This window comes from Actinoplanes xinjiangensis (genome assembly GCF_003148685.1).
Lineage (GTDB): Bacteria > Actinomycetota > Actinomycetes > Mycobacteriales > Micromonosporaceae > Actinoplanes > Actinoplanes xinjiangensis.
This window is the reverse complement of the sequence record NZ_QGGR01000003.1, coordinates 474,292-499,331: the sequence shown is the minus strand read 5'-3', so window position 1 is coordinate 499,331 and position 25,040 is coordinate 474,292. Positions and strand designations below refer to the sequence as shown.

Below are 25,040 nucleotides of genomic sequence, written 5' to 3'. Positions count from 1 at the left end.
TCACAGACAATTTTCAGCGAGTGTGCAGGCAAGGTGCAGGGGTCGGGACGACAATGGCGCCATGGCCACCCAGACCCAGCCCAAGCAGAGCGAAGCGAAGCTGCTCGTCGTCGAGGACGATGCGAACATTCTCGAGCTCCTCTCCGCAAGTCTGCGCTTCGCCGGGTTCGAGGTGACCACCGCGATGAGCGGCAGCGCAGCCGTCAGCGCCGCCCGCAACTCCACCCCCGACCTGGTCGTCCTCGACGTGATGCTGCCCGACCTGGACGGCTTCGAGGTGATCCGGCTGATGCGGGAGGGCGGGCAGCGGACGCCGGTGGTGTTCCTCACCGCCCGCGACGGCACCGACGACAAGATCCGCGGCCTGACCCTGGGCGGCGACGACTATGTGACCAAGCCGTTCAGCCTGGAGGAGCTCACCGCCCGGATCCGGGCGGTGCTGCGCCGCACCAACGCCGGCGACGAGCAGCCCTCCCGGCTGGTCTTCGCCGACCTGGAGCTGGACGAGGAGACCCACGAGGTCTACCGGGCGGGTTCCCGGGTGCAGCTCTCGCCCACCGAGTTCAAGCTGCTGCGCTATCTGATGCTCAACGCCAACCGGGTGCTCTCCAAGGCGCAGATCCTGGACCACGTGTGGAAGTACGACTTCCGTGGTGACGACAACATCGTCGAGTCCTACATCTCGTATCTCCGCCGCAAGGTCGACAACGTCCAGCCGCGGTTGATCCACACCCTGCGTGGCGTGGGCTACGTGCTCCGCAAGCCAGCCGTCTAGGCCCTGCGATGACACTGACCGAGCGGGTCCGCGAGCGGATGCCCCGCAATTCCGGGCTGCGCCGGATCTCGCTGCAGACCAAACTGGTCGCGTCCGTCCTGGTGCTGGTCTTCGCCGCGCTCACCCTGATCAGCGCCGCCAGCACGTATTTTCTCAGCGAGTACATGGTCGCCCGGATGGACACCCAGTTGTGGGCCATCGTCAACGACCCCGGCGACGACTCCGAAGCGCACGTCCGAAAGATCTGGACCCCGCCGGACTACCTCGTCGCGTTCACCGCGGTCAGTGGTCGGCCCCTGGCCGGCGTCACCGGCATCGGCGTCGAGGCGGGCGACGCGCCTCTGCTGCTGCAGGGCGTGGATGCGATCACCAAGCAGGCCGACAAGCCCTACACGGTCAGGGGCGAGAACGGCAAGTACATGTGGCGGATGCTCGTCGTCGTCCAGTCCGACGGCTGGGTCATGCATGTCGGCCAGCGGATGACGGGCGTCGACGACGTCATCGCCCGGCTCGTTCTGGTGGACGTGCTGGTCGGCGTCGGCGTGCTGATCACCCTCGCCATGGTCGGCGCAGGGCTGGTCCGGCAGAGCCTGATCCCGCTGCGCCAGGTGGAGCGGACGGCGGCGGCGATCGCGGCCGGCGACCTCACCCGGCGGGTGCCCGACCCGGAGGAGTCCGGCGGCCATCCCACCACCGAGCTGGGCCGGCTCTCCGGGGCGCTGAACGCGATGCTCGCCCAGATCGAGGCGGCCTTCCAGGCGCGGGCCGACTCCGAGCAGGCCGCCCGGTTCGCGGCCGACGCGGCGCAGCAGTCCGAGGCCCGGGCCCTGGAGTCGGAGTCACGCGCCCTCCAGTCGGAGGGGAAGATGCGGCAGTTCGTCGCGGACGCCTCGCACGAGCTGCGCACTCCGCTGACCACGATCCGCGGGTTCGCCGAGCTCTACCGGCAGGGCGCGGTCTCCGACCCGGAGCAGGTGGCCGCCCTGGTGCGGCGGATCGAGGACGAGGCGGCCCGGATGGGGCTGCTCGTCGAGGACCTGCTGCTGCTGGCCCGCCTCGACCGGGAGCGCCCGCTCACGCTAGCTCCGGTGGAGCTGCCGGTGCTGGCCATGGACGCGGTGGAGGCGGCCCAGGCCACCGCCCCGGAGCGGGAGATCACCCTGGAGGTCCGCGATTCGGCGGAGCAGCTGGTGGCGTACGGGGATGACGCCCGGCTGCGCCAGGTGATCGGCAACCTGATGACGAACGCCCTGGTGCACACGCCGGCCGACGCGTCGGTGACGCTGCGGCTGTACGCCGGCGAGGGCAATCATGCGGTGGTCGAGGTGTCGGACACCGGTCCCGGCCTGAGCGATGCGCAGACCCGGCGGGTCTTCGAGCGGTTCTACCGGGTGGACGAGGCGCGGACCCGCGACACCGAACGGGAGGCCACCGGCACCGGTCTGGGGCTGGCGATCGTGGCGGCCATCGTGCGGGCGCACGAAGGTTCCGTGCAGGTGATCTCGGATGCGGGCCAGGGTGCGACGTTCCGCGTATCTTTGCCTACCATAAATCCGGATAAAGGGTTCACAGAAAACGTCCAGGAGTAACTCAGTTCGGTACGAGTCCGACGGGGCAGAGTTAGCGACATGAACGAGAACGAGACCAACCCGCGGCCCGCGGACGCCGCCGCTGACAACACCAGCGCGGAGCGGGTGGAGTCTGAGCAACCGACGCTTGCGCAGCCGCCGGTTGCCCCGCAGTCGGGTGCTCCCCAGTCCGCGGCACCCACTCAACAGCAGAGCGCCTGGGCGCAGCAGTCGCCCTGGCAGTCGCAGCAGCCGGCCTCCGGTGAGCCGGTGTCGGCCCATCCGGTGTCCGCGCAGCCGGCCGCCGCCCATCCGGTGTCGGCCCAGCCGGTCACCGCCCAGTCGGCCAGTGGTGCGCCCTACGGTCACCCGCACTACGCCTACCAGGCCCCGCAGGCGGGCTACGGGCAGCAGAGCGGCGACTACCCGGACTATTCGCAGCAGCAGGCGGCGTACCAGGCCTGGCACGCGGCCGCGACGGCGCAGGCCTCCGGTGCCGGCGGCGTCCCGCCCGGCTGGACCCCGGGGCCCCAGGCCGGCGGCTCCGGGCGTCCCCCCGGCCGCGGGCGGAAGGTCGTCCTGGCCGGTGCGGCGGCCCTGCTGATCGCGCTCGTCTCGGGCGGGATCGGCGCCGCCACCGCGGTGGCCATGGATTCCGACAACCCCACCGCGGCCGTGCAGACCGGCAACTCCTCGGTCACCCGGGTCGTGGACCGTTCGTCGCTGGCCCAGATCGCCGCCGCCGTGCAGGACAACGTCGTCTCGATCACCACCGGCTCGGGCGAGGGCTCCGGTGTGGTGCTGACCGCCGAGGGCTACATCGTCACCAACAACCACGTCGTCTCGACGGCGCAGGGCTCGACCGTGACGGTGATCTTCGCCGACGGCACGAAGACCTCCGCCAGCATCGTCGGCACCGACGAGCGTACCGACCTGGCCGTGATCAAGGCGGAGAACGTGTCCGCTCTCAAGGCCGCCACCTTCGGCGACAGCTCCAAGATCGAGGTCGGTGACACCGTCCTGGCCCTGGGCAGCCCGCTCGGCCTGGAGGGCTCGGTCACCGCCGGCATCATCAGCGCCAAGGACCGCACCATCCAGTCCGGCGGCGAGCAGGAGCAGCCGCAGACGCCCTGGGGCGGCCAGGGGCAGCAGCAGTCGGCGCCGACCACGATGACCGGCCTGCTGCAGACCGACGCCCCGATCAACCCGGGCAACTCCGGTGGCGCCCTGGTCAACACCAACGGCGAGGTGATCGGCATCAACTCGGCGATCGCCACCTCCGGCTCCGGCACCGGCAACATCGGTCTCGGCTTCGCGATCCCCAGCAACAAGGCCAAGCAGGTCGCCGAGGCCCTGATGCAGGGCAAGAAGGTCAGCCACCCGGCCCTCGGTGTCAGCGTCACCAACGCGGAGAACGGCGGGGCGGCGGTCAGCGCGGTGGTCGACAACAGCGCCGCCGCCAAGGCCAAGCTCCAGCGCGGCGACGTCGTCACGAAGGTGGACGGCAAGCCGATCGGCGACTCGGACGACCTGGTGGCAGCCGTTCAGGCGGGTGCCGTCGGCCAGCAGATGACCCTCACCTTCACCCGTAACGGCACGGAGCAGACAGTCACCGTCACGCTCCAGGAATCCGAGTAGACATTCCCCTTCCGCTACGGCGGGTGACGTGACCCGGGGGTGGGCGCGTCACCCGCCGTGATCGTGTTCCCCGGGAATCCGGACCTTTCCGGGAGAAGAGGACAGATTTAGCGCGCAGGACTCGCGTTCCCGCAGGCAAGCGCCTAATCTCCATTCGCCATCGGCGAAGCCATCGTCCGTCGGTGCGGTCGCGCGGTGTTCGCCACGGCGGAGTGAAAGGCCCCCTGAGTTGACGTATGTCGAGACCCGGACGAACGTCTGGGAAGCCCTGGCCGGACGGGCTCCGGGAGCCCCGTCGGGACCGGCCGACACCGGGCTCTGGCACACCGTCGCCGACCGGCTGAACCCGGCCAGCGCCCGCCCGGTGCTGCGATCCGGGATCGAGGTCCGGCACCGGACCGCGGTGCGCGGCGGCCGGTACGTGATGCTCCGCTCGCCCGACGACGGCGGGCGCAGCTCGTACCTTCGGCTCACCCCGGAGGAGTACCAGCTCGCCCTGATGATGGACGGCGACAGCACGGTGGCCCGGCTGGTCGCCGAGTTCGCCCGGATCGCCGGCCGGCTCGCGCCCGACCAGGTGCGCCGGGTCGTCGCCGACCTGGCCGCCAACCGGATGCTCGAAGAGCTCCCGATGGACGCGTTCCGCCCGCTGCGCGAGCTCCGCGGTGAGCCGACGGCCTCCGCGGGCCGCGGTCGTGTGGTCCTGTCCGTCCCGGTGGACGGTCTCGTCACGACGTTCTACCGGACGGTCGGGCGATTCCTGTTCACCCGGGTCGCGGTGTGGCTGGGCGCGCTGCTGGCGGCGGCCGGGCTGATCCTGTTCGCGGGCGCCTGGCAGCAGGGCAGCCGGTCGCTGTTCCTGGTGGGCGACTCGTACCTGCTCGGCGCCGGCACCCTGGTCCTGCTCAACATGCTCGTGCTCGGGTTGCACGAGTTCGGCCACGCGCTCGCGACGAAACGCGTCGGGCGTGAGGTCCCGGCCGCCGGCCTGATGCTCCGCTTCGGCATCCCCTCGGTCTTCGTCGACACCAGCGACGTCTGGATGGCCGGGCGCCGGGCCCGGATCGCGGTCACCGCCGCCGGGCCGGCCACCGCGTTGGGGCTCGCCGGCCTGCTCCAGGTCACCGGCTTCGCCGTACCGGCCGTCGCCGGGCTCGCCTTCAAACTGGCGTTCCTCTTCTACCTGCACACGTTCTTCAACCTCAGCCCACTGCTGCCGCTGGACGGCAAGTACCTGCTGATGGACTGGCTGGAGATCCCGGACGTACGGGCCCGTGGCCTGTCCTGGCTGTCCGGCCGCCTGCGCCGCCGCGGCCCCCGCTGGCGGATGCTGGACCGGGAGGGCCGCCTGGTCGCCCTCTACGGCGTACTGGGCCTGCTCTGGCTGGTCAGCGCGGTCGGCCTGGGCTACCGCCTGTGGACCGACCGGATCCACGGCCTCGCCGTCGGCCTCTGGTACGAGGGGATCGGGTCCCGTCTCCTGCTGCTCGTGATCATCCTCGGCGTGGTCGCCCCGCCGCTCTGGTTCGTGCTCGGCCGGATGGCGCGCACCGTCCGCCGGCTGCGGCAGCGGGCCGCCGAACGCGACCGGGACGCCGACCTGCCCCGCCGGGTGGCCGCGCTGCGCGCCTCCGAGCTGGGCGGCCTGCCCGAGCCGTCGTTGCAGGCCCTGGCCGCCCGCGCCCGCTGGATGCGCCCGCCGACCGGTCGTCAGCTGGTGCTCGCCGGCGAGACCTCCAGCGCCGTGCACGTGGTGGTCGAGGGCGCGCTGCACGGCCGGCGTCCCGGGGATCCGGGCGGCACCATCCGCCACCACGTCGGCCCGGGCGGCGTCGTCGGCCTGGCCACCGCGCTCACCGGGCGCACCGCCCAGCTCGACTGGCACACCGCCGGCGTCACCCTGCTGGCCCTGCCCGCCTCGACGGTGGCGACCGTGGTCGGGCCGATGCCCGGCCCACCGCCGCAGGAGCGGGCCGAGGCCGAGGCGCTGTTCGCCGACACCCCGGCGCTGGCCGCGCTGGAGGAGGACCAGCGGCTCGCGCTGATCGCCGCCGCGCACCCGGTCGACCTGGATCCGGGGGCGCCGGTGATCCTGCCCGGCCCCACCCACGCCGTGGTCGTCGAGTCCGGCGTGATCGCCATGCCGGACGGCGTCGAGCTGCGCCGCGGCACCCTGGTCGGCCCGGTCGGCGACGGCAGCCCCGGCATGGTGGCGCAGGCGCGGACCCCGGTCCGGCTCTGGGTCCTCCCGGACGCCTCCGACCTGCCGCCGCTGATCGGCTCGTACGGCCCCGGCGTTCCGATGCCGATGTTGCGCCCGAGCACCCCGGCGGTGGGCCGGCCCGGTTCCGCGCACCCGCCGCTGGCGGTCCCGCCCGGCCCGCCGGACGCCGACGAGCAGTACGACGTGGACCGGCACTTCGAACGCCGGATGTGGGGCTTCGTCAGCATGCTGCTGGTGTTCGCGCTCAGCAGCCTGCTGATCAACGTGCGCAGCGGCCCGGCCTGGGCCGAGATGCCCACCGAGCGGGTGCTGCTGAGCGTCCAGCGCGGCACGGTCACCGCGGACATCAAGAGTGCCGCGGTGTCACTCCAGCTCGGCGAGCAGCGTTATCTGGCGGCCGGCGCGAAGGTCGAGGTGCCCGGCAAGGGCGTGGCCCTGCTGACCTTCCCCGGCGGTGGGGCCGTGGTGCTCTGCGGCAACTCGCGCGTCGCCGTCAACGGGGTCGGCGTGGAGAAGGGCCGTACCTCCAGCCCGTCCGGGACGCTGGCCCTGGAGAACGGGCGGCTGCTGGCCGACACGAGCAGCCCGAGCGGGGCGTTCGCGCCGCTCGCCCTGACCGTGCTGCGCGGCCAGGGTGACGTCGTCAGCGGCGGGCGCGCCTGGTATTCGGTCGACCCGGGCTCGGTCGCCGTCTCGTCCGGTGCGGTCACCATCGGCGGGGCCGGGAGCACCGCCGACGGCAAGGAGCTGAACTGCGGTGACGGTGTGACGGTCAAGCCGCCGACCGAGGTCGAGCCGAGCGAGGAACCGACCGAGGTGTTCCCGACCGAATCCACTCCTTCGGCCTCTGTGGACCCGTCGGTGTCTCCGACTACCGTGGAGTCGTCCGCCCCGGCCACCGAGACCACCACCGAGGCGACCACCGGCGCCCCGGCCACCACGGCCCCGAGTATCCGGCCGAGCCGGTCCCGGTCGCCCTCCCCGTCGACGAGCCCGAGTTCGAGCAGGTCGTCGTCACCGAGCGCCAGCGCCTCGGCCTCGACGTCGCCGACCACTCCCGACACGCCGTCCACATCGCCGAGCGTCCCGGAAGAACCGACGGAGCCGTCCACCGAGTGACAGCGGGCGGCCTCGCCGGCGACAAGTGAGGAGTGGCCGCCCATGCTCTGCTGGTTCTGTGCTGAGGCGTCGCGCGCGACGTGCCGGTTCTGCGGACGTGGCGTGTGCGCGGGTCATGCGCGGTTCGGGCCGTACCTGCTGGAGGTGACCCGGTCGGCACGGCGTGACCGGGCCGAGGCGCTGGTGGTCGAGGACGCCGTGCAGTGCGGCGCCTGCCATCCCCGGCCCCAGCCGGTCGCCATGCCCGAGCTGGACTAGGGCCGTCCGAGGTCCGATCCGGCAGGCCCGCGCCGGTGGCTGCTAGCTGTTCACGTACGGGTGGAGGGCGTTCGTCATGGCCTGCCGGAGCATCGTCTTCGGGCGGGCACCGACGATCGTCGAGGTCACCACGCCACCGTCGAAGAGCAGCAGCGTCGGCATGGAGTGCACCCGGTAGGCGATGGTGGTCGCCGGGTTCGCGTCCACGTCCAGCTTGGCGACGAGCAGCCGGCCGCGGAACTCCCCGGCCAGCTCGCCGAGGATCCGGGCCACCGGGCCGCACGGCGGGCACCACGTCGCCCAGAAGTCGACGAGCACCGGCGTCGGCGCGGCCAGCACCGTCTCGGCGAAGGTGGCGTCGGTCACCGTGATCAGGGCGTCATCGGGCATGTGATCTCCTCCAACTGGGTCTGCAGGCGGTGCCGGACCGCGGTCAGCTGATCGAGATAGCCGTCCACCTCGGCCAGCCGGCGGCGCAGGACGGCGGCCGAGTCCGGGCACACGTGGCCCGAGCTGTTGCCGGCCCGCAGGCAGGCGACGAACGGCTTGATGTCGTCCACGCCGTAACCGTCGGCGAGCAGGGCCCGGATCTCGTGCACGACGCGCAGCTCACCGTCGTCGTACTGCCGGTAGCCGTTGGCGTCGCGGCTCGGGTGGATCAGCCCGTGCTCTTCGTAATAGCGCAGCGTGCGAGGGCTGGTGCCGGCCCGCTCGGCCAGCTCTCCGATCAGCATGAGGTCGACGGTAGGGCCTGACACCGGCGTCAAGGCAAGGCCGTGACCTGCGGCACGGGCACAAGATCGTGCGAGGATGGGCGCATGGTCGACGGTCCGGTGGCGTTCGTGCTCGGCGGCGGCGGTGTCCTCGGCGCGGTCGAGGTCGGCATGCTCCGGGCGCTGTTCCGTGCCGGGTTCCGGCCGGACCTGGTGGTCGGTACGTCGATCGGTGCGGTCAACGGTGCCCTGGTCGCCTCCGACCCGTCCGAGCCGGTCACCGAGCGCCTGGTCCGTCTCTGGACGTCACCGGAGGCGGCGGCCGTCTACGGCGACTCGATCGGCCGTCAAATGCGCCGGTTCGCGGCCCGTACCCATCTGCACTCGCCCCGCCCGCTGCGCCGCCTGCTGGAGAGCGAGCTGGGCGAGTCGGCCACGTTCGCCGATCTGAAGGTGCCGTTCCACTGCTGCGCGGCGAGCATCGAGCGGGCCGCCGAGCACTGGTTCGACAGTGGACCGCTCGTCGACGCGGTGCTCGCGTCGTCGGCGGTGCCGGGTCTGCTGCCGCCGATGGAGATCGGTGGCGAGAACTATGTGGACGGTGGAATCGTGAACTCGATCCCGATCGGCGAGGCGGTGCGGCTCGGGGCGAAACTGATCTTCGTGTTGCAGGTCGGGCGGGTTGAGCGGCCGCTCAGTGTGCCCCGACGGCCGTGGGAGGTGGCGCAGGTGGCGTTCGAGATCGCCCGCCGGCACCGGTTCGCGCGCGAGATGGCCTCCCTGCCGGACGACGTGCGGGTGCATGTGCTCCCGGGCGGCGGCGGTGACGGCCGGGACGATTCGCCGTGGGCGTACCGGGACATGGCCGCGGTGGGCCGCCGGATCAGCCGGGCGTACACCGCCTCGCGGCGCTATCTGGCCGCGAACGTGCATCCGCTGCCGGAGTCCTGATGAGACCGCCTCCGGTCTGGGTCCGGCGCCTGGTGATCGCACCCACCGTCGTGCTCCTGGCGTTCACCCTGCTCACCACGCTGCCGATCTGGCTGATCCTGGCGCTGGCGGTCTCGCCACTGGTGCCGGGCCGGCTGCGGGTCCCGCGGCTGGTGTTCCTGGTGGTCGTCTACCTGGTGTGGGACGCGGTGGCGCTGGTGTCCCTGGGCGTCCTCTGGATCGTCTCCGGGTTCGGCCTGCGGATCCGCGGCCCGTGGTTCCAGCGCGCCCATTACGTGCTGACCGGCCGTTTCCTGGGCGCGCTCTTCTGGTTCGCGCGCTGGTCGCTGCACCTGGAGATCGACGTGGTCGGCACCGACCCGGACACCGCCCAGCCGGGGCGGCCGGAGATCGTGGTCAGCCGCCATGCCGGCCCGGGTGACTCGTTCACGCTGATCCACGCGCTGGTCAACTGGTTCGCCCGGGAGCCGCGCATCGTGCTGAAGGCCGCGCTGCAGTGGGATCCGGCGGTCGACGTACTGCTCAATCGGCTGCCCAACCGGTTCATCTCGCCGGGCCGCACCCGGACGGCCTCGCTGGAGGAGCAGATCGGCGAGCTGGCCACCGGCCTGGACGACAACGACGCCTTCGTGATCTTCCCGGAGGGCGGCAATTTCACGCCGCGCCGCAAGGTGAGCGCGATCGCCCGGCTGCGGGCCCGCGGCCTGCACGACATGGCGGTCCGGGCGGAGAGCCTGCGCAATCTGCTGCCACCGAAACCGGGTGGCCTGCTCGCCGCGATCGACGCCGCACCGGACGCCGGCGTGATCTTCGTGGCGCACACCGGCCTGGACCGGATGGTGAGCGTCGCGGACGTGTGGCGGGAGCTGCCGATGGACAAGCGCCTGGTGATGCGTTTCTGGAGCGTGCCGCCGGAGGAGGTGCCCACCGGCGAGCAGGAGCGGACCGAGTGGCTTTACGACTGGTGGGCCCGCATCGACGCGTGGATCGACGAGAACCGGCCCGCGCCGCGCCCGCTCTGGACGCCACGCGCGCGATAGGGGCCCACCAGAACAGCCGTTACGCCCCGGCGGTGGCACCCTGGGCGGTGAACGCCTTCAGCATCTCCGCCGGCATCGGGGTGACCTCGCCGGCAGCCGGTGCCGCGACGTCGACCTTGGTGCCGAAGTCGTAGTAGGTCGTGGTGATCTTGCCAGCGCCCGCGCCCATCCCGCTCATGTCGATGACCATCTCGGTGAGACGGCCCTCGCTGTCACGCTTGGCGGTGAACGGGACGGCGGTGGCCTTGGCGCCCAGCGCCTTGATCGACTCCGGGTCGGCGGTCGGCGACTTGGTCATGTCGAGCGTGCCGCTGAAGTTGTCGCCGTCACGCTTCACGTCGACCGCGGCGGCCGCGAACGCCTCGGCGTTCGCCATGTTCTCCGGGTTGAGCGAGTTGCCCGCCGGGAGCTTCGACACGTCGAGCGACATCCACTTGTCGCCGGTGGGGCCCATCTTCATGTACATCGTCTCGCCGACCAGGCGAACCGCGATGTCCAGCGACTCGGTGCCCATCGCCATGGTCATCTTCATGTCGAGCTTCTTGCCGGCCAGATCGGCGGAGCCGGTGGCCTCGATGCCACCGGGCATCGACATCTTCATCTTCATCGTCTCGCCGCCGAGCTTCTTGGAAGCGGCGACGAAATCCTCGAGCGGGGTGGTGGCGGCCGCGGTCGTGGCGGCCGGCGCGGCGCCGTTGGTGCCGGAATCCTTGGACCCGGAGTTGCACCCGCCGAGCCCGACGATGGCGGCGATCGTCACCGAGACGACGGCCAAGCGTTGGAAACTCATGTGTATCTCCCTGTCAATGTTTTGAACGGGGCCCACGATAGCGGGCGGGTCCGACAATTCCCGGCCCGATTTCCGGGGCGATCATGAGAGGGGCATGATGGATCGGAGGAGTCCGCACGCGTACGTACAGGGGGAGGACTCGTGAGATTCGAGGTCAGCAAGGTCCTCGACGCCATCGAGGCCCGGCTCACCACCGACCCGGCGCTTGCCCGGGCCGTGGTGGATCTGGCAGAAGTCGTCCGTTATGCGGATCTCGATGGTGGTCGTCCGGCCAGCCTGGTCCGTCTCGGTCTGCTGGTCGATGCGCTCGGCCGCTACGTCTCCGAGGAGAACGTGCCGGTCTATGTGGTGACGCCGCATGGCCTGCTCTCCGACACCGACCTCACCTCGAACGAGCGCATGGTGGTCCGCCGCTGGGCGGACGACGGCAAGGTCGAGGTCGTGCCGCAGGTCGAGGACCGGGTGCTGGAGGTGGCCGAGATGCTCGGCCTGCCGGTGCTCACCCGTGACCGGGAGGACCGGTTCCGGGCCAGCCGGCCCTGGGTGGCCGAGCCGGGCCGGTTGCTGGCCCTGGTGTCGGCCCAGGGTGGCCCGACACTGGTGGCCCGGGTCGGCCGGGGCGAGGCGACACCGCCGGTGCCGCGTTCGCCGCTGGGTGAGCGGCTGCTCGCCCGGGTGTGGCGGTGCCCGTCCCTGAGCTGCAACAGCTACGGCGACGGTGGCGACTCGGACAGCCCGTTCGCCGACATGAGGACGTATACGAGCCCGGTCTCGCAGCCACCGCCCGCTCTGCGGGCCGGCGCACCGACCTGCCCGCGGCACGGCGAGCGGCTGAAGGATGTCGGGCCGCGCCCGGCCACCGAGGTCTTCTCGGTCCGTATCGACGGTGTGATCCGGCAGCGGTTCGTGGTCTCCGAGGACCGGGCGACGGTGGTCGGCCGGGCGCCGGAGGGCGGCTCGGGGGTCATGCTGGGCCAGTGGCTGACCGACGACGCCCGTAAATGGATCAGCCGCGGGCACGTGCAGTTCACGCTGCGCGGCGGTCAGGTGACCGTCACCGACATCAGCATGAACGGTTCGGGGGTCCGGCCGGGCGGCTCGATGGACGACGGCGCACGGATCACCCTGCGGCGTGACGAGAGCCGGGTGCTGGCCGAGGACGACATCGTCGAGCTCTACCACGCGGTGCTCATCGGCCGGTCACGACTCTGGGCCAGCGGCGGCAACGTCCAGCCGGAGTCGGTGATGGGCGAGGCCCCGACGATGGCGTTCCGGCCGGTCGGCCGCTGACCGCCGCAAACAGACGAGAAAAGGGGCGCTGCCGTCGGCAGCGCCCCTTTCACGATTCCGGTCAGCCCCGCAGGACCGCCGCGAGCTGGGCCAGCGCGTGGTCCAGGTCCTCCTCGGTGACGACCAGCGGCGGCGCCAGCCGGATCGTCGAGCCGTGCGTGTCCTTGGCCAGCACACGACGCTCGGCGAGCCGCTCGCAGGCCTGCCGGCCGGTCATCAGCGCCGGGTCGATGTCCACCCCGGCCCAGAGGCCCCGCCCGCGGACCGCGATCACGCCCTGACCGATCAGCGCCTCCAGTCCGGCGTGCAACCGGGCGCCGAGCCGGGCCGAGCGCTCCTGGAACTCGCCGGTCTCCAGCAGCTTGACCACCTCGGTTCCGACCGCGCAGGCCAGCGGGTTGCCGCCGAAGGTGGAGCCGTGCTCACCGGGCCGCAGCACACCGAGCACCGCCCGGTCGGCGGCGACCGCGGAGACCGGCACGATGCCGCCACCGAGGGCCTTGCCCAGCACGTACATGTCGGGCACCACGCCGTCGTGATCGATGGCGAAGGTCTTCCCGGTACGCCCCAGGCCGGACTGGATCTCGTCGGCGATCATCAGCACGTCGGTCTCGGTGCACAGCTCACGGAGCCCGGCGAGGAAGCCGGCCGGCGGCACCAGCACCCCGGCCTCGCCCTGGATCGGTTCCATCAGCACGGCCACCGTGTTCGGGGTGATCGCGTCCCGGACCGCGGCCAGGTCGCCGTACGGCACCACCACGAACCCGGGCGTGTACGGCCCGAAGTCGGCCCGCGCATCGGGATCGGTGGAGAAGCTGACGATGGTGGTGGTGCGCCCGTGGAAGTTGTCGGCCGCCACGATGATCTCGGCCTGCTCGGCGGCCACGCCCTTGACCCGGTAGCCCCACTTGCGGGCCACCTTGATCGCGGTCTCGACGGCCTCGGCGCCGGTGTTCATCGGCAGCACCATGTCCTTGCCGCACAACGCGGCGAGCCCGCGGCAGAAGGCGCCGAACTGGTCGTGCACGAACGCCCGGCTGGTCAGGGTGACCCGGTCGAGCTGGGCGTGCGCGGCGGCGATCAGGCCGGGGTGCCGGTGCCCGAAGTTGAGCGCCGAGTATCCGGCCAGGAAGTCCAGGTAGCGCACCCCGTCGACGTCGGTCACCCAGGCGCCCTCGGCCTCGGCGACGACCACCGGCAGCGGGTGGTAGTTGTGGGCGGTCCAGCGCTCCGCCTCCGCGAGCGCCTCCGGCGTACGGAATTCCACGGTCGTCACGAGCTGTGCCCTCCTGCCATGCTGTCCCGGCCCTCGTCCGCGAGGTTTCCCGCGGGTGCGGGTAGGTGCCACTCGGTGCAGTCGATCACGGCCGTACCTCCAGCGTGCAGCACTTGGGTCCGCCGCCGGCCTTGCGCAGCTCGGACAGGTCGACCCCGATGGTCCGGTAACCGGCCGCGCGCAGCGCCCCGGCCAGGTGGGTGGCCTGCTCGGCCAGGACGACGGTCTCCCCGTCGCTGACCGCGTTCAGGCCGAGCACGGCGGCGTCCTCCGGCGTGGCGATGATCGCATTCGGGAACAGCTGCCGGAGCACGGCCTGCGAACCCGGCGAGAAGGCCTCCGGCAGGTACGCGACGGTCCGCTCGTCCAGCACGCAGAGCGCGGTGTCCAGGTGGTAGTAGGCCGGGTCGACGAGTTGCAGGGTGATCACCGGACGCTGGAGGAACTCCTGGGTCTCGGCGTGCGACGCGTGGGCGGTCCGGAACCCGGTGCCGGCCAGCAGCACGTCACCGGCGAGCAGGATGTCGCCCTCGCCCTCGTTGGTGTGCTTGGGCTCGCGGACCTCGAAGCCGCGCTCCCGGAACCAGGAGGCGTACGCCGGGGCCTCGTCGGCCCGCTCGGCGTCGCGGAACTGCACCCCCAGCACCCGTCCGTCGACGACGGTGCCACCGTTCGCGGCGAAGACCATGTCGGGCAGGCCGGGCAGCGGATCGATCAGCTCGACGGTGTGGCCGAGCCCGAGGAACGTCTGCCGCAGGTTCTCCCACTGGCTGACGGCCAGCGCGTTGTCGTACGGCGCCGTCGGGTCCATCCACGGATTGATCCGGTACGTGACGGCGAAATGGGTGGGCCGGCACATCAGGTAGCGGCGCTTCAGGCTCATGGTGAAAAACGGTATGCGGGGGTGACCGACGATCCCCAGGGAGTAACCATGCGTACACCGGCGGATCGTTGCGTGATCACGGTGGTCGACGGCGATTCATTGCAAAGGCCCCGGCGGGACGGCGAACCGCCGCCCTTGCCGGGGCCTCAACGATCTCCGGCGAACCGCCGGAGGCATTCGGGGCGGGCCGGCCTTCGCCGTCCCGGTTCCGAGAGAATGTCCGCCGCCACATCATCGGCGGTGAATGTCAGGTACCCGTCAAATCCGGGTTTCAAACTGTGTGTCAAGCCACGTCCGCAGTTCCGTGACGGTCTGCGTGTCGGTGCCGAGCCACCACAGCTGGCCGGCCAGCGCGAGCACGCCGATCACGACGGCGGCGAGCGAGAGGACCACACCGATCAGTGCGCCGGTCTTGCCGGCCACGTGCCGCTTGCGGGTCGCGAAGATACCGGCGAGCGAGAGGACCAGCGCCACCGCGGACACGCCCACGCCGTACCCCAGAAGGGGTCCGGACAGCACCAGCAGCGCGCCGGCAACGGCCAGGACGAGGCCGAGGGTCGCGACGAGGCTGGCCCGGGCCCGCGGAGCGGGCGTGGTGACCGGCACGGTGACCGGCTCGGAGACGGCGCGGGCCCGCTCGGTCTCGGAGGGAGAGGTCCCCGAGAGGGAGGTCCCGGTACGCGGCGGGAACGTCTGCGGGCGGGCCGGCGGGGGAGCGACGGTGTCCGAACGGACCGGCGCGAGTGTGGCGGTGGTGGGTTCGTCGTGTCGCGGCGTCACCGGTGTGCGCTCGGTGTTCGCGTCGTCGACGGTCGTCTGGCGGGGGAAGGTGGGGAGCCTCACGTCTGAACCTCCTTGGCAGGTGTGACACGGCTACATACCCCTACCGCCCGCAAACGACACGAAGGGCACGCCCTCCAGGACGTGCCCTTCGCCGAAACCGGGTCAGACCAGGGAGGACACCGCGTTCACGTCGGTGGCCCTGCTGATCACGTGGTCGACGAGGCCGTAGTCCTTGGCCTGCTGGGCGGTGAACCAGCGGTCCCGGTCGGAGTCGCGCTCGATCTCCTCCGGCGTGTGGCCGGAGTGGAAGGCGATCCGCTCGTTCATCACCCGCTTGATGTGCAGCATGCTCTCGGCCTGGATGGCGATGTCCGCCGCGGTGCCGCCGATGCCGCCGGAGAGCTGGTGCATCATCACCCGGGCGTGCGGCAGCGCGTACCGCTTACCGGGGGTGCCGGCGCAGAGCAGGAACTGGCCCATCGAGGCGGCCATGCCCATCGCGATGGTGGCCACGTCGTTCTTGATGTACTGCATGGTGTCGTACACCGCCATGCCGGCGCTGATCGAGCCACCCGGTGAGTTGATGTAGAGCGCGATGTCGCGCTCCGAGTCCTCGGAGGCGAGCAGGAGCATCTGCGCACAGATGCGGTTGGTCACCTCGTCGTTGACCTCACTGCCGAGGAAGATGATCCGCTCCCGGAGCAGTCTCTCGAAGACCTGGTCGTCGAAGGTCGCGCCGCCACCACGCATGGTCGTCTCAATGCTCATGCAGACACTTTCTCCCAGCCGGGCCGTGGATCCCAGCGATTCGCCTCAGGGCGAATCCGCTGACGGCATAATGCCCGGCTACCTTTGGTGCGTGCCGGAGGGACATACCATTCACCGCCTCGCGATCCGCCATCGCGAACTCTTCGCCGGGCATCCGGTCACCGCGGGCAGCCCGCAGGGCCGCTTCACCGCGGGCGCCGCGCTGATCGACGGACGCCGGCTGCTCGACACCGAGGCGTACGGAAAGCATCTGCTGCACCACTACGAGGGCGAGCAGACCCTGCACGTACACCTCGGCCTCTACGGGAAGTTCGCCGACGGGGAGCTGCCCGCCCCGGCCCCGGTCGGTCAGATCCGGATGGTTCTGACCGGTTCCGGTCACTGGCTGGAGCTGCGCGGCCCGACCGCCTGCGAGGTCCTCGACCCGGGCGCGGTGGACCTGCTGCGGTCCCGGCTGGGGGCCGACCCGTTGCGTGACGACGCCGACCCGTCCGCCGCGTTCGCCCGCGTCCGGGCCAGCACCAAGCCCTTGTTCGCCCTGCTCATGGACCAGTCCATCGTGGCCGGTTGTGGCCTGATCTACGCCAACGAGACGCTGTTCCGGGCCGGGCTGTCCCCGGAGACGCCGGGTGTCGCGATCGACGCCGACCGCTGGGCGGCGATCTGGGACGATCTGCGGGCGCTGATGAAGGAGGGCGTGCTGCGCGGCCGGATCGACACCGTGCACACGCAGCACACGCCGGAGGCGATGCGGCGGGCACCGCGGGTCGACCGGCACGGCGGCGAGGTGTATGTCTATCGCCGTCCCGGCCAGCCCTGCCTGATCTGTGGCACCCCGATCGCGCGGGACGAGCTGGCCGGCCGCAACCTCTACTGGTGCCCGTCGTGTCAGCCGCCGGTCACGCCGCCGCGGCGTCGCTCGGTGCGGCGGACGGTGCCCCGGACGGGGTGACCGACGGGGCCGGCTCGGGGGCGGACGACGACGGCGCGGGCTCCGGGGTCTCGGCTCCGGGGACGCCGACCTCGAAGTTCTCCACCAGCCAGGGCAGCAACTGCTCGTACGCCGCCGTGGTGTCCGGCTGGTTGAAGTCGTGGGACAGCACGATCGCGCCGGGCCGGGTCTCTTTCCGGACCTGCTCGATGATCCGTTTCACGTGCTGCTCGGAGGTCTCGCCCTCCGGGTGCTCCCAGTCGCGCGGGTCGACCTCCCAGTAGAGGGAGGTCATGCCGTCGACGTACGCCGTCTTCACCAACCGGTCGGTGAAGTTGCCGCCGGGCGCCCGGAAGTACGGGATCTCGACGCCCGGAACCGCCGCCCGGATCGCCGCGTTCGTCCGATCCAGATCAGCCTTGATCTGGTTGGTCCTCTTGCCACCGATCTTCAGATCGTGGCTCCAGGTGTGGTTGCACAGCACATGCCCGCCCTCGGCGATCTGCCGGACCAGGTCCGGGTGCCGCCGGGCCTGCGTGCCGACCAGGCAGAACACCGCCTTCACCTGGTACTTGTCGAGCAGCGCGAGGATCTTGGGCGTCTGCACCGGGTCGGGGCCGTCGTCGAAGCTGAGCATCACCACGCGGGAACCGGTGGTACGCAACGAGTTGAAGGGCCCGTCCCCGGCCGGCACCACGATCTGCGGCGGAGCGTCCTCGGTGGGCTTCACGGCGGGGGTGGCCGGTGGAGTCGACGGCTCGGGCTCGGCCGTCCGGGTGGCAGCCGGGGCGCCGGCGATGACGGCCGGCTCGCGGTCCGGTGCGGGCTTCTTGCGCTCGGTCTTCTCGATCACGCCGACCGCCTCGGCGGCCGCGGTCATCACCGAGGTGGTGCCACCGTCCTCCTGCGGGATGGTCGGCACGGCGGTGAGCAGCAGGCCGGCGGCGACCAGGGTGCCGAGCAGCACCTGCGGCCGGTTCTTCGCCGCCCGGACCCAGGTCTCGACCGGCATCGTCGAGGGCGCGCGGTGCGCGCCGCCGGAAGTACGGTCCTTTTCGGACCCCGGCGGTGGCGAGTGCCGGGCGGTACGGGCCTGCGCGCGGCGGGCGGTGGCCCCGTAGGAGTCGTACGACCCGGCGCGGTGCCGAGCGGACCGGGGAGCCGGAACGGTCGCTCCGGAGGCGGTGACGATCGCGGCGCGCAGGTTGGTCAGCCGGGACACCACAGGCTGTGCGGGTGTCGCCCCGGCCGGAGCCCGGTGCCGGCCGGTCGCCGGGCTGTCTGCACGGGACGTCGGCGCAGGTGGGAGGGAAGCGTGCGACGACATTCGTCATGCCTACCGTGCCGCATGATCCAGCGCGATACCGAATCGGTCACTGTCTGCTCACGCAGCGACATATGCGCTGTTCACCCGAGGTGATGCCGGAGGGTGCAATCTGTGAGCGTCATATCCCAATGAGCGTGATCAAGTACCCATAAAGGACAGAAGGACCTTGTCAGTCGATGGGTGGATTCCCCGGCTCGCCCCGGGTGGCCCGGGCGAGTTCGTCCACCACGTCACCGACCGACGCCCCGCTCGCCAGCATCGCCCGCTGTCGGGCCGCGCCGGTCCCGTGCTCGTGCAGGCGTCCCATCAGGGCGGTCACCGTGGCCAGGTCGCCGTGCCGTTCCAGCTCCGGGCGCACGTAGTCGAACAGTTGGCGCAGCAGCCGCCACGCCGGGCGCGGCTCACGGGTCGCCATGTCGATGTTCAGGCCCTCCAGGCCGTCGTGCGCGGCCCGCCAGTGCGCCGCCATCAGCAGCGGGTGTTCGACGTCCGGCGCCTCGATGCCGGCCCGCACCTCGTGCAGCAGCGTGCCGACCAGCGCCCGGGCCAGCGCGGCGAGCAGCACCGCGTCGTCGGCGGTGGGCATCACGTCGCCCATCCTGATCTCCACGGTCGGATAGGTCGCCGAGAGCCGGGCGTACCAGTACAGCATCCCCGCGTCGAGCATCGCGCCGCTCGCCTCGAGGTCGCCGATGAGCGTCAGATAGTGCTCGTGCGACCGCAGGTACGGCGTCGGGCCGACGGTGGGCCAGCGCTCCCACATCATCGAGCGCCAGCTGGCGTATCCGGTGTCGCGCCCGCCGAACAGCGGTGAGTTGGCGGTGGCCGCCTGGAGCACCGGCAGCCACGGGCGCAGGTGGTTGAGCACCCGCACGCCGGTCTCCGGGTCGGGGATGCTCACGTGCACGTGGGTGCCGCACATGCCCTGGCCGGGGGAGAGGTCGCCGAAGCGCTGCCGCATCCGGTGATACCGCTCGTTGTCGACGATGCGTGCGTTCTGGCCGGTGGCCGGTGCGGTGCCGACCGCGACGAGCCGGACGCCGGCCCGCTCGGCGGCGGCCGCGACGCCGGAGCGCAACCGGAGCAGTGCCGCGGCGAGTTCGTCCAGTTCGAGCTGTGGCGGGCTGGCCACCTCGATCTGGGTGCGGTAGTACTCGTGCTGCACCCCGTCCCGCAGCTCGCCGGGTACCTCGGCGAAGACCGCGTCCACCGCCTCGGCGGCTCGTGGCTCGACCGCGTCGACCAGCAGATACTCCTCCTCGACGCCGAGGGTGAGAAGGTCGTCACGCTCGGCTTTCGTGGCGAGTTCGGGAGAGATCGCCGTATCCATGCGAGCGCATTACCCGGGCTGATCTCCTCGGAAACGATAGGCGTACTTCCATATTGACAAGCCCTGGAAACAAGCGTGCAATCTCTGAGAGCGCTCTCTCAGCTCCCCAGGAAAGGCGCGTCCCCCATGAGAATCCCCCGGAAACTGCTGGCCACAGCCACGGCGATGCTCGCCGTCGGCGCCTCGGTGACCTTCGTGGCCAGCGCCGACGCCGCGGTCCCCGCCGCGCCCGCCGGCATGACGCTGGTCTTCAGCGACGACTTCACCGGTGCCGCGGGCACCGGCCTCAACCGGTCCCACTGGCTCTACTCCACCGGCACCGGATATCCCGGCGGTGCCGCCAACTGGGGCACCGGTGAGATCGAGACGATGACCGACTCGACGGCCAACGTCTACCAGGACGGCGGCGGCAACCTGGTGATCAAGCCGATCCGGGACTCCGCCGGCCGCTGGACCTCCGGCCGGGTCGAGACCCAGCGCACCGACTTCGCCGCGCCGGCCGGCGGGAAGATGCGCATGGAGGCCCGCATCCAGCAGCCCAACGTCACCGGCGCGGCCGCCGCCGGGTACTGGCCGGCGTTCTGGGCGCTCGGCGCCGCGGCCCGCCCGGTCGGTGCGACCAACTGGCCGAGCATCGGCGAGATCGACATCCTGGAGAACATCAACGGCCGGTCCAGCGTCTTCTCCGCCCTGCACTGCGGCACCAACCCCGGCGGCCCGTGCAACGAGACCACCGGCCTGACCAGCGGCGAGCGGGCCTGCAGCGGCTGTCTCGGCAGCTTCCACACGTACGCCACGGAGTACGACCGGAGCGTCTCGCCGGAGCAGCTGCGCTTCTATCTGGACGGGAACAACTACTTCACCCTCACCTCGAACGCGGTCGACGCCACCACCTGGAACAACGCCCTGCACCACGGGTTCTTCATGATCCTCAACGTGGCGATCGGCGGCGGGTTCCCGGCGGCGTTCGGTGGCGGACCGACCGCGGCCACCCAGTCCGGCGTGCCGATGGTGGTCGACTATGTGGCCGTGTACCAGTCCGGCGGTGGCACCACGCCGACCACGCCCCCGACCACCACCCCGCCGCCGTCCGGCAGCCGGGACGCGTACTCCCGGATCGAGGCCGAGTCGTACAACGCCTCCGCCGGGGTGCAGCTCGAGACCTCCTCGGAGGGCGGGCAGAACGTCAGTCACATCGCGAACGGTGACTGGTTGCAGTTCAACAACGTCAACTTCGGCACCGGCGGGGTGAAGGACTTCGTGGGCCGGGTGGCCTCCGGTGCGGGCTCCGCGGTGAGTGGCCTGATCGAGGTGCGCCTGGACAGCCGCGGCAACGCCCCGATCGGGAGCTTCGCCCTCGCCAATACCGGCGGATGGCAGAACTGGACCTCGATCCCGGCCAACGTGTCGAACGTGACCGGATCCCACACCGTCTACCTGACCTTCACCAGCGGCCAGCCGGCCGACTTCGTGAACGTCAACTGGATCCAGTTCCGCAAGTGACCGGCTAGCGTGCGCGGGCGGCGGTGCGCTGCCGCCGCTTGCGCACCTTCTTCACCACCCACGACCCGATGGCGACCGCGAAGAACGCCCAGATCGCGTAGTCGAACCACTGGGCGTACATCTCCAGGTCTTTCCAGCGGGAGCCGAGCGCGTATCCGCCGCCGATGAACAGGGCGTTCCAGAAGCCGCTGCCGATCGCGGTGAAGAGCATGAACTGGCCCATCGGCATGTGGTTGGCACCCGCCGGGATGGAGACCAGGCTGCGGACCACCGGCGCGCAGCGGCCGAAGAGCACCGCGGCCCGCTCGTGTTTCTCGAACCAGCGGTCGGCGGTGTTCAGATCGTCGAGGTCGACCAGCGGGATGCGGTCGAGCCAGTGCTTGAGTCGCTCCTCGCCGAGCCCGCGGCCCAGCCAGTAGAGAACGAGCGCGCCACCGAGCGCGCCGAGCGTGGCGGTGATCCAGACGAGGATCAGGTTGACCCGGCCCTGACTGGCCAGATAGCCGGCCATCGAGAGGACGATCTCACTCGGGATCGGCGGGATCAGGTTCTCCAGTGCGACCAGCAGCCCGACGCCTATCTCGCCGAGCGAATCGATCACCGAGGCGACCCAGCCGGTCAGTCCACCGAGATTACCGAGATCACCGTCGGCCATGAGCCCGCCTTTCGAATGTCGCCGTGAACTCCCCACACACTGTGCAGGCGGTTTCTGAGAGTTACCCGTGAGCAGGCCACCGAACCGTCTACCTCATATACCGATCATCGGTATATGCTTCCGTCATGACTGACACGCCGATGCGTGAGCCGACGTTTCTCGTGCTCACCGCGCTGGCCGAGGAGTCCCGCCACGGTTATGCCGTGATCGAGGACGTGGCCGCCATGACCGGAGGGCGGGTGCGCCTGCGGGCCGGCACCCTCTACGCCGCCCTCGACCGGCTGCGGACCGAGGGGCTGATCGAGGTCGACCGCGAAGAGGTGGTGCAGTCCCGGCTGCGGCGCTACTACCGGCTCACGGGGGCCGGCGAGCAGAGCCTGGCCACCGAGACCGCCCGCCTGCGCGCCCAGGCGACCATCGCCGAGCGCCGTCTGCAGGGCCGTCGGGCCCGACTCGGAGGAGCGACCACGTGACCGGTCTGGAGAGGCGCTACCGCCGCCTGATGCGGGTCTATCCGGCCGGCCACCGGGCCGCGTACGAGGAGGAGATGATCGGCGTGCTGCTGTCCGGCGCCCCGCCCGGCCGTCGCTTCCCCGCCCCGGCCGATGCGATGGATCTGATCCGCGCGGGCCTCACCGCCCGTCTCGGCCGGGCCTTCCACCTCCAGAGGGGTACGGGGTGGAGAGACGCCGCCGCGGTCACCGCCCTGTTTGCCGCGCTGTTGATGGCCGGCGCCGGGATCAACCGGCTGATCGCCGGCCTGGTGCTGTGGGGGCAGGGCGACCCGTTGCGGCTGCACGGGGTGGACGGGCTGATGCTGCTCGACCCGGCGATGCGCACCGTCGTCTGGCCGTTGGTCGTCCTCGCGGCCGTGCTGGGTCTGCGCCGGACGACGGTCGCGCTGGCCGTGGCCGGGGTCCTGGTGCAGGCCGTGGTGGTCGGGTTGTGGTCGGTGCCGATGAATGCGCGGGGCCTGTCGCCGGTGTGGGGTCTCGCGGCCGGGATCGCGATCACCGCTCTGTTCGCCGTCGCGGTCTCCGGCCGCTGGGTGCGTTCGGTGCTGGGCGCCCGAGGCCTGGCCCTGGCCGTCGGCGGGGCGGCGCTGGCCGCCGTGACCCGGATGCCCGCCCTGGAGGGCTTCTGGGTCCCCCAGGGCTTCGACCAGAGCTTCTTCCAGCCGGGGGAGGTGATCCAGGATTGGGCGCCGGTCCTCGTCCTGGCCGCCGCGACGTGGACCGCCGGCCGGTGGGTGCGTCGCCGCATCGCGGTTCTGTCGGCCACGCTGTTCACCGTCGTCCACGTCCTTCGGGACGTGCCGGGACTGGTGAACGTGGCGCTCCGGGGCGATCTGGGCGGCGCGGAGATGCTGAGTGGTATCACGGTGAGCCTGCTGGCGCCGGTCGTCATCCTCGGCGGTGGTCTCGGGGTGCTGCGGGTCCTGGAGAGTTTGGCCGACCGGGGCCACGGACAAGTAAGGGCGCATGAGTGACCGGTGGTATTCCAAGGCCGTCGTCTATTGCCTCGACATCGACACGTTCGCCGATTCCGACGGTGACGGCTGCGGTGACATCCGCGGCCTGATCGGACGGCTCGACTACCTGTCCCGCCTCGGGATCAACTGCCTGTGGCTCAACCCGATCCACCCGTCGCCGGGCAAGGACGACGGCTACGACGTGTCCGATTTCTACAATGTGGACCCGCGTTTCGGGACCCTGGGCGACTTCGCCGAGCTGCTGCACCAGGCGGCCAACCGCGGCATCAAGGTGATCATCGACCTGGTGGTCAACCACACGTCCGACCAGCACCACTGGTTCCAGTCGGCGCGGTCGTCGCCGGACTCGCCGTTCCGTGACTGGTTCGTCTGGAGCGAGACCGAGCCGGCGGACCGCAAGCAGGGGATGGTCTTCCCCGGCGAGCAGGCCGAGACGTGGACCTACGACCGCACCGCGAAGCTCTGGTACTACCACCGGTTCTACAAGTTCCAGCCGGACCTCAACATCAACAACCCCGAGGTCCGCGCGGAGATCAAGAAGATCTGCGCGTTCTGGCTCCAGCTCGGGGTCTCCGGTTTCCGGATGGACGCGGTGCCGTTCATCATCGAGCAGACCGAGCCGGGCAACCCGGCCTCGCCGATGGACTTCGGCTTCCTCAGCGAGCTGCGCCAGCATGTGCAGTGGCGCAAGGGGGACGCGGTCCTGCTGGCCGAGGCCAATGTGGAGCCGGAGAAGCTGGTGGCCTTCTTCGGTGACGAGGGCGGCTCCAGCAACCGCATCCACATGCTGTTCGACTTCATGATGAACGGCCGGCTGATGCTCGCGCTGGCCCGGCAGGACACCGAGCCGATCATCGACGCGCTGCGGGACACCCCGCAGCTGCCGGAAGGCGGCCAGTGGGCCACCTTCCTGCGCAACCACGACGAGATCGACCTGTCCCGGCTCACCGCCGAACAGCGCAAGGACGTGCTCGAGCAGTTCGGCCCGGACGAGAACATGCAGCTGTACGGACGGGGCATCCGCCGCCGGCTGGCACCGATGCTCGGCAACGACCGGCGGCGGCTGGAGTTGGCGTACGCGCTCCAGTTCAGCCTGCGGGGCACACCGGTGCTGCGGTACGGCGAGGAGCTCGGGATGGGCGAGGACCTCTCCCTGGACGGGCGCTACGCCATCCGTACCCCGATGCAGTGGAACAACCGGCCGAATGCCGGGTTCTCCAGCGCGGAGCCGAAACAGCTGGTCCGGCCGGTGATCTCGGGTGGCGAGTTCGGCTACGAGACGCTCAACGCGACCCTCCAGCGGCACGACCCGAAGTCGCTGCTGTCGTGGTTCGAGCGGATGATCCGGACCCTCCGCGAGGCGCCCGAGATCGGCGGCGGATCCTGCACCCACGTCGACGTGCCCGCCCCCAGGGGCATCCTGGTGCACCGCGCCGACGCCGACACCGGAACCATGCTGTTCGTGCACAATCTGGGCACCGAGGAGGGCGAGGTCGATCTGAGCAGCCTGGCCGCCGAGGCCGACTTCCCGAACGACGTGCTGGCCGACCAGGAGTACCCGGAGCCGGGCGAATTCGACAAGATCCGCGTCGCGGGGTACGGATACCGGTGGATCCGGATGCGCAGAACCGCCTGACCCGGTTTAGCATCGGCTTCCAGCAGCGTGGATCACCACTCTCCAGCAGCGTGGATCACCACTCTCCAGCAGCGTGGATCACTACCGGAG

The 25,040-nt window shown here is 71.0% G+C and carries 23 protein-coding genes; 13 read left to right on the top strand and 10 right to left on the bottom strand.

The annotated features are described in order from the left end of the window. Positions 1 to 61: 61 nt before the first annotated feature. The 5 genes from BC793_RS09130 (at position 62) to BC793_RS09110 (ending at position 7,582) form a co-directional block, all read left to right on the top strand. A complete protein-coding gene (locus tag BC793_RS09130) occupies positions 62 to 775 on the top strand; it encodes a response regulator transcription factor (RefSeq protein ID WP_093619114.1) in 714 nt (237 codons plus the stop codon). A gap of 8 nt (positions 776 to 783) precedes the next feature. Further along, positions 784 to 2,364 (top strand): sensor histidine kinase, encoded by a 1,581-nt coding sequence (locus BC793_RS09125; protein WP_109591210.1) that lies wholly within the window; start codon positions 784 to 786, stop codon positions 2,362 to 2,364. A 39-nt stretch (positions 2,365 to 2,403) separates the two neighbouring features. Beyond that, entirely contained in the window at positions 2,404 to 3,981 is a 1,578-nt protein-coding gene (locus tag BC793_RS09120) for a S1C family serine protease (RefSeq protein WP_109591208.1), read from the top strand. 229 nt (positions 3,982 to 4,210) lie between these two features. Then, positions 4,211 to 7,324 carry a cyclic nucleotide-binding protein gene (locus tag BC793_RS09115; RefSeq protein WP_109591206.1) on the top strand — a complete coding sequence of 1,038 codons (3,114 nt, stop codon included), beginning with the start codon at positions 4,211 to 4,213 and terminating at the stop codon, positions 7,322 to 7,324. 102 nt (positions 7,325 to 7,426) lie between these two features. Then, positions 7,427 to 7,582 (top strand): hypothetical protein, encoded by a 156-nt coding sequence (locus tag BC793_RS09110; RefSeq protein ID WP_239169724.1) that lies wholly within the window; start codon positions 7,427 to 7,429, stop codon positions 7,580 to 7,582. 42 nt (positions 7,583 to 7,624) lie between these two features. Here the strand turns inward: BC793_RS09110 and BC793_RS09105 are convergent, their stop codons facing one another. After that, a complete protein-coding gene (locus BC793_RS09105) occupies positions 7,625 to 7,972 on the bottom strand; it encodes a thioredoxin family protein (protein ID WP_109591202.1) in 348 nt (115 codons plus the stop codon). Next, entirely contained in the window at positions 7,954 to 8,316 is a 363-nt protein-coding gene (locus tag BC793_RS09100; RefSeq protein ID WP_109591200.1) for a MerR family transcriptional regulator, read from the bottom strand. Before BC793_RS09100 ends, BC793_RS09105 begins: the two co-directional genes overlap by 19 nt. 84 nt (positions 8,317 to 8,400) lie before the next feature. Here BC793_RS09100 and BC793_RS09095 point away from each other — a divergent pair, with 84 nt between their 5' ends. Then, positions 8,401 to 9,246 carry a patatin-like phospholipase family protein gene (locus tag BC793_RS09095; protein WP_109591198.1) on the top strand — a complete coding sequence of 282 codons (846 nt, stop codon included), beginning with the start codon at positions 8,401 to 8,403 and terminating at the stop codon, positions 9,244 to 9,246. Beyond that, positions 9,246 to 10,286 carry a 1-acyl-sn-glycerol-3-phosphate acyltransferase gene (locus BC793_RS09090; RefSeq protein WP_109591196.1) on the top strand — a complete coding sequence of 347 codons (1,041 nt, stop codon included), beginning with the start codon at positions 9,246 to 9,248 and terminating at the stop codon, positions 10,284 to 10,286. Before BC793_RS09095 ends, BC793_RS09090 begins: the two co-directional genes overlap by 1 nt. 19 nt (positions 10,287 to 10,305) lie before the next feature. On the opposite strand, the gene BC793_RS09085 is transcribed toward BC793_RS09090, so the two are convergent. Then, positions 10,306 to 11,076, bottom strand: a complete 771-nt coding sequence (locus tag BC793_RS09085; protein WP_109591194.1) for a hypothetical protein — start codon at positions 11,074 to 11,076, stop codon at positions 10,306 to 10,308. Between the two features lie 141 nt (positions 11,077 to 11,217). Here BC793_RS09085 and BC793_RS09080 point away from each other — a divergent pair, with 141 nt between their 5' ends. Further along, positions 11,218 to 12,366: an FHA domain-containing protein gene (locus BC793_RS09080; RefSeq protein ID WP_109591192.1), complete on the top strand. Its 1,149-nt coding sequence runs from the start codon at positions 11,218 to 11,220 to the stop codon at positions 12,364 to 12,366. Positions 12,367 to 12,427: 61 nt separating this feature from the next. On the opposite strand, the gene rocD is transcribed toward BC793_RS09080, so the two are convergent. The 4 genes from rocD to BC793_RS09060 form a co-directional block, all read right to left on the bottom strand. After that, positions 12,428 to 13,642, bottom strand: coding sequence for an ornithine--oxo-acid transaminase (gene rocD / locus BC793_RS09075; RefSeq protein WP_109591190.1), 1,215 nt, complete (start codon positions 13,640 to 13,642; stop codon positions 12,428 to 12,430). 85 nt (positions 13,643 to 13,727) lie between these two features. Beyond that, positions 13,728 to 14,525, bottom strand: coding sequence for a dimethylargininase (gene ddaH, locus BC793_RS09070; RefSeq protein WP_109591188.1), 798 nt, complete (start codon positions 14,523 to 14,525; stop codon positions 13,728 to 13,730). 258 nt (positions 14,526 to 14,783) lie between these two features. Then, positions 14,784 to 15,368, bottom strand: coding sequence for a DUF308 domain-containing protein (locus BC793_RS09065; protein ID WP_109591185.1), 585 nt, complete (start codon positions 15,366 to 15,368; stop codon positions 14,784 to 14,786). A 102-nt stretch (positions 15,369 to 15,470) separates the two neighbouring features. Beyond that, the gene (locus BC793_RS09060) at positions 15,471 to 16,076 is read right to left on the bottom strand and encodes an ATP-dependent Clp protease proteolytic subunit (protein ID WP_109591183.1); all 606 of its coding nucleotides are present in this window, start codon (positions 16,074 to 16,076) and stop codon (positions 15,471 to 15,473) included. A gap of 91 nt (positions 16,077 to 16,167) precedes the next feature. Here BC793_RS09060 and BC793_RS09055 point away from each other — a divergent pair, with 91 nt between their 5' ends. After that, complete coding sequence (locus BC793_RS09055; RefSeq protein WP_109591181.1) at positions 16,168 to 17,028, top strand: Fpg/Nei family DNA glycosylase; 861 nt, start codon at positions 16,168 to 16,170, stop codon at positions 17,026 to 17,028. Here BC793_RS09055 and BC793_RS09050 read toward each other — a convergent pair. Together BC793_RS09050 and BC793_RS09045 are read right to left on the bottom strand one after the other, a co-directional pair. Then, positions 16,976 to 18,229: a polysaccharide deacetylase family protein gene (locus tag BC793_RS09050; protein WP_239169723.1), complete on the bottom strand. Its 1,254-nt coding sequence runs from the start codon at positions 18,227 to 18,229 to the stop codon at positions 16,976 to 16,978. The two genes, BC793_RS09055 and BC793_RS09050, sit on opposite strands and share 53 nt — an antisense overlap. A gap of 274 nt (positions 18,230 to 18,503) precedes the next feature. Then, entirely contained in the window at positions 18,504 to 19,664 is a 1,161-nt protein-coding gene (locus tag BC793_RS09045) for a carboxylate-amine ligase (protein ID WP_109591179.1), read from the bottom strand. Positions 19,665 to 19,790: 126 nt separating this feature from the next. Here BC793_RS09045 and BC793_RS09040 point away from each other — a divergent pair, with 126 nt between their 5' ends. Further along, on the top strand, positions 19,791 to 21,167 hold the full coding sequence (locus BC793_RS09040) for a carbohydrate-binding protein (RefSeq protein WP_109591177.1): 1,377 nt from the start codon (positions 19,791 to 19,793) through the stop codon (positions 21,165 to 21,167). A 4-nt stretch (positions 21,168 to 21,171) separates the two neighbouring features. Here the strand turns inward: BC793_RS09040 and BC793_RS09035 are convergent, their stop codons facing one another. After that, a complete protein-coding gene (locus tag BC793_RS09035; RefSeq protein ID WP_109591175.1) occupies positions 21,172 to 21,822 on the bottom strand; it encodes a DedA family protein in 651 nt (216 codons plus the stop codon). A 125-nt stretch (positions 21,823 to 21,947) separates the two neighbouring features. Between BC793_RS09035 and BC793_RS09030 the strand changes: the two genes are divergently transcribed. The 3 genes from BC793_RS09030 to BC793_RS09020 are packed head-to-tail and all read left to right on the top strand — an operon-like array spanning position 21,948 to position 24,950. Next, positions 21,948 to 22,295 carry a PadR family transcriptional regulator gene (locus BC793_RS09030; RefSeq protein WP_109591173.1) on the top strand — a complete coding sequence of 116 codons (348 nt, stop codon included), beginning with the start codon at positions 21,948 to 21,950 and terminating at the stop codon, positions 22,293 to 22,295. Then, positions 22,292 to 23,311, top strand: a complete 1,020-nt coding sequence (locus BC793_RS09025; RefSeq protein ID WP_109591172.1) for a hypothetical protein — start codon at positions 22,292 to 22,294, stop codon at positions 23,309 to 23,311. The genes BC793_RS09030 and BC793_RS09025 overlap by 4 nt, the downstream gene beginning before the upstream one ends. After that, on the top strand, positions 23,304 to 24,950 hold the full coding sequence (locus tag BC793_RS09020) for an alpha-amylase family protein (RefSeq protein ID WP_109591171.1): 1,647 nt from the start codon (positions 23,304 to 23,306) through the stop codon (positions 24,948 to 24,950). The genes BC793_RS09025 and BC793_RS09020 overlap by 8 nt, the downstream gene beginning before the upstream one ends. Positions 24,951 to 25,040: the final 90 nt, after the last annotated feature.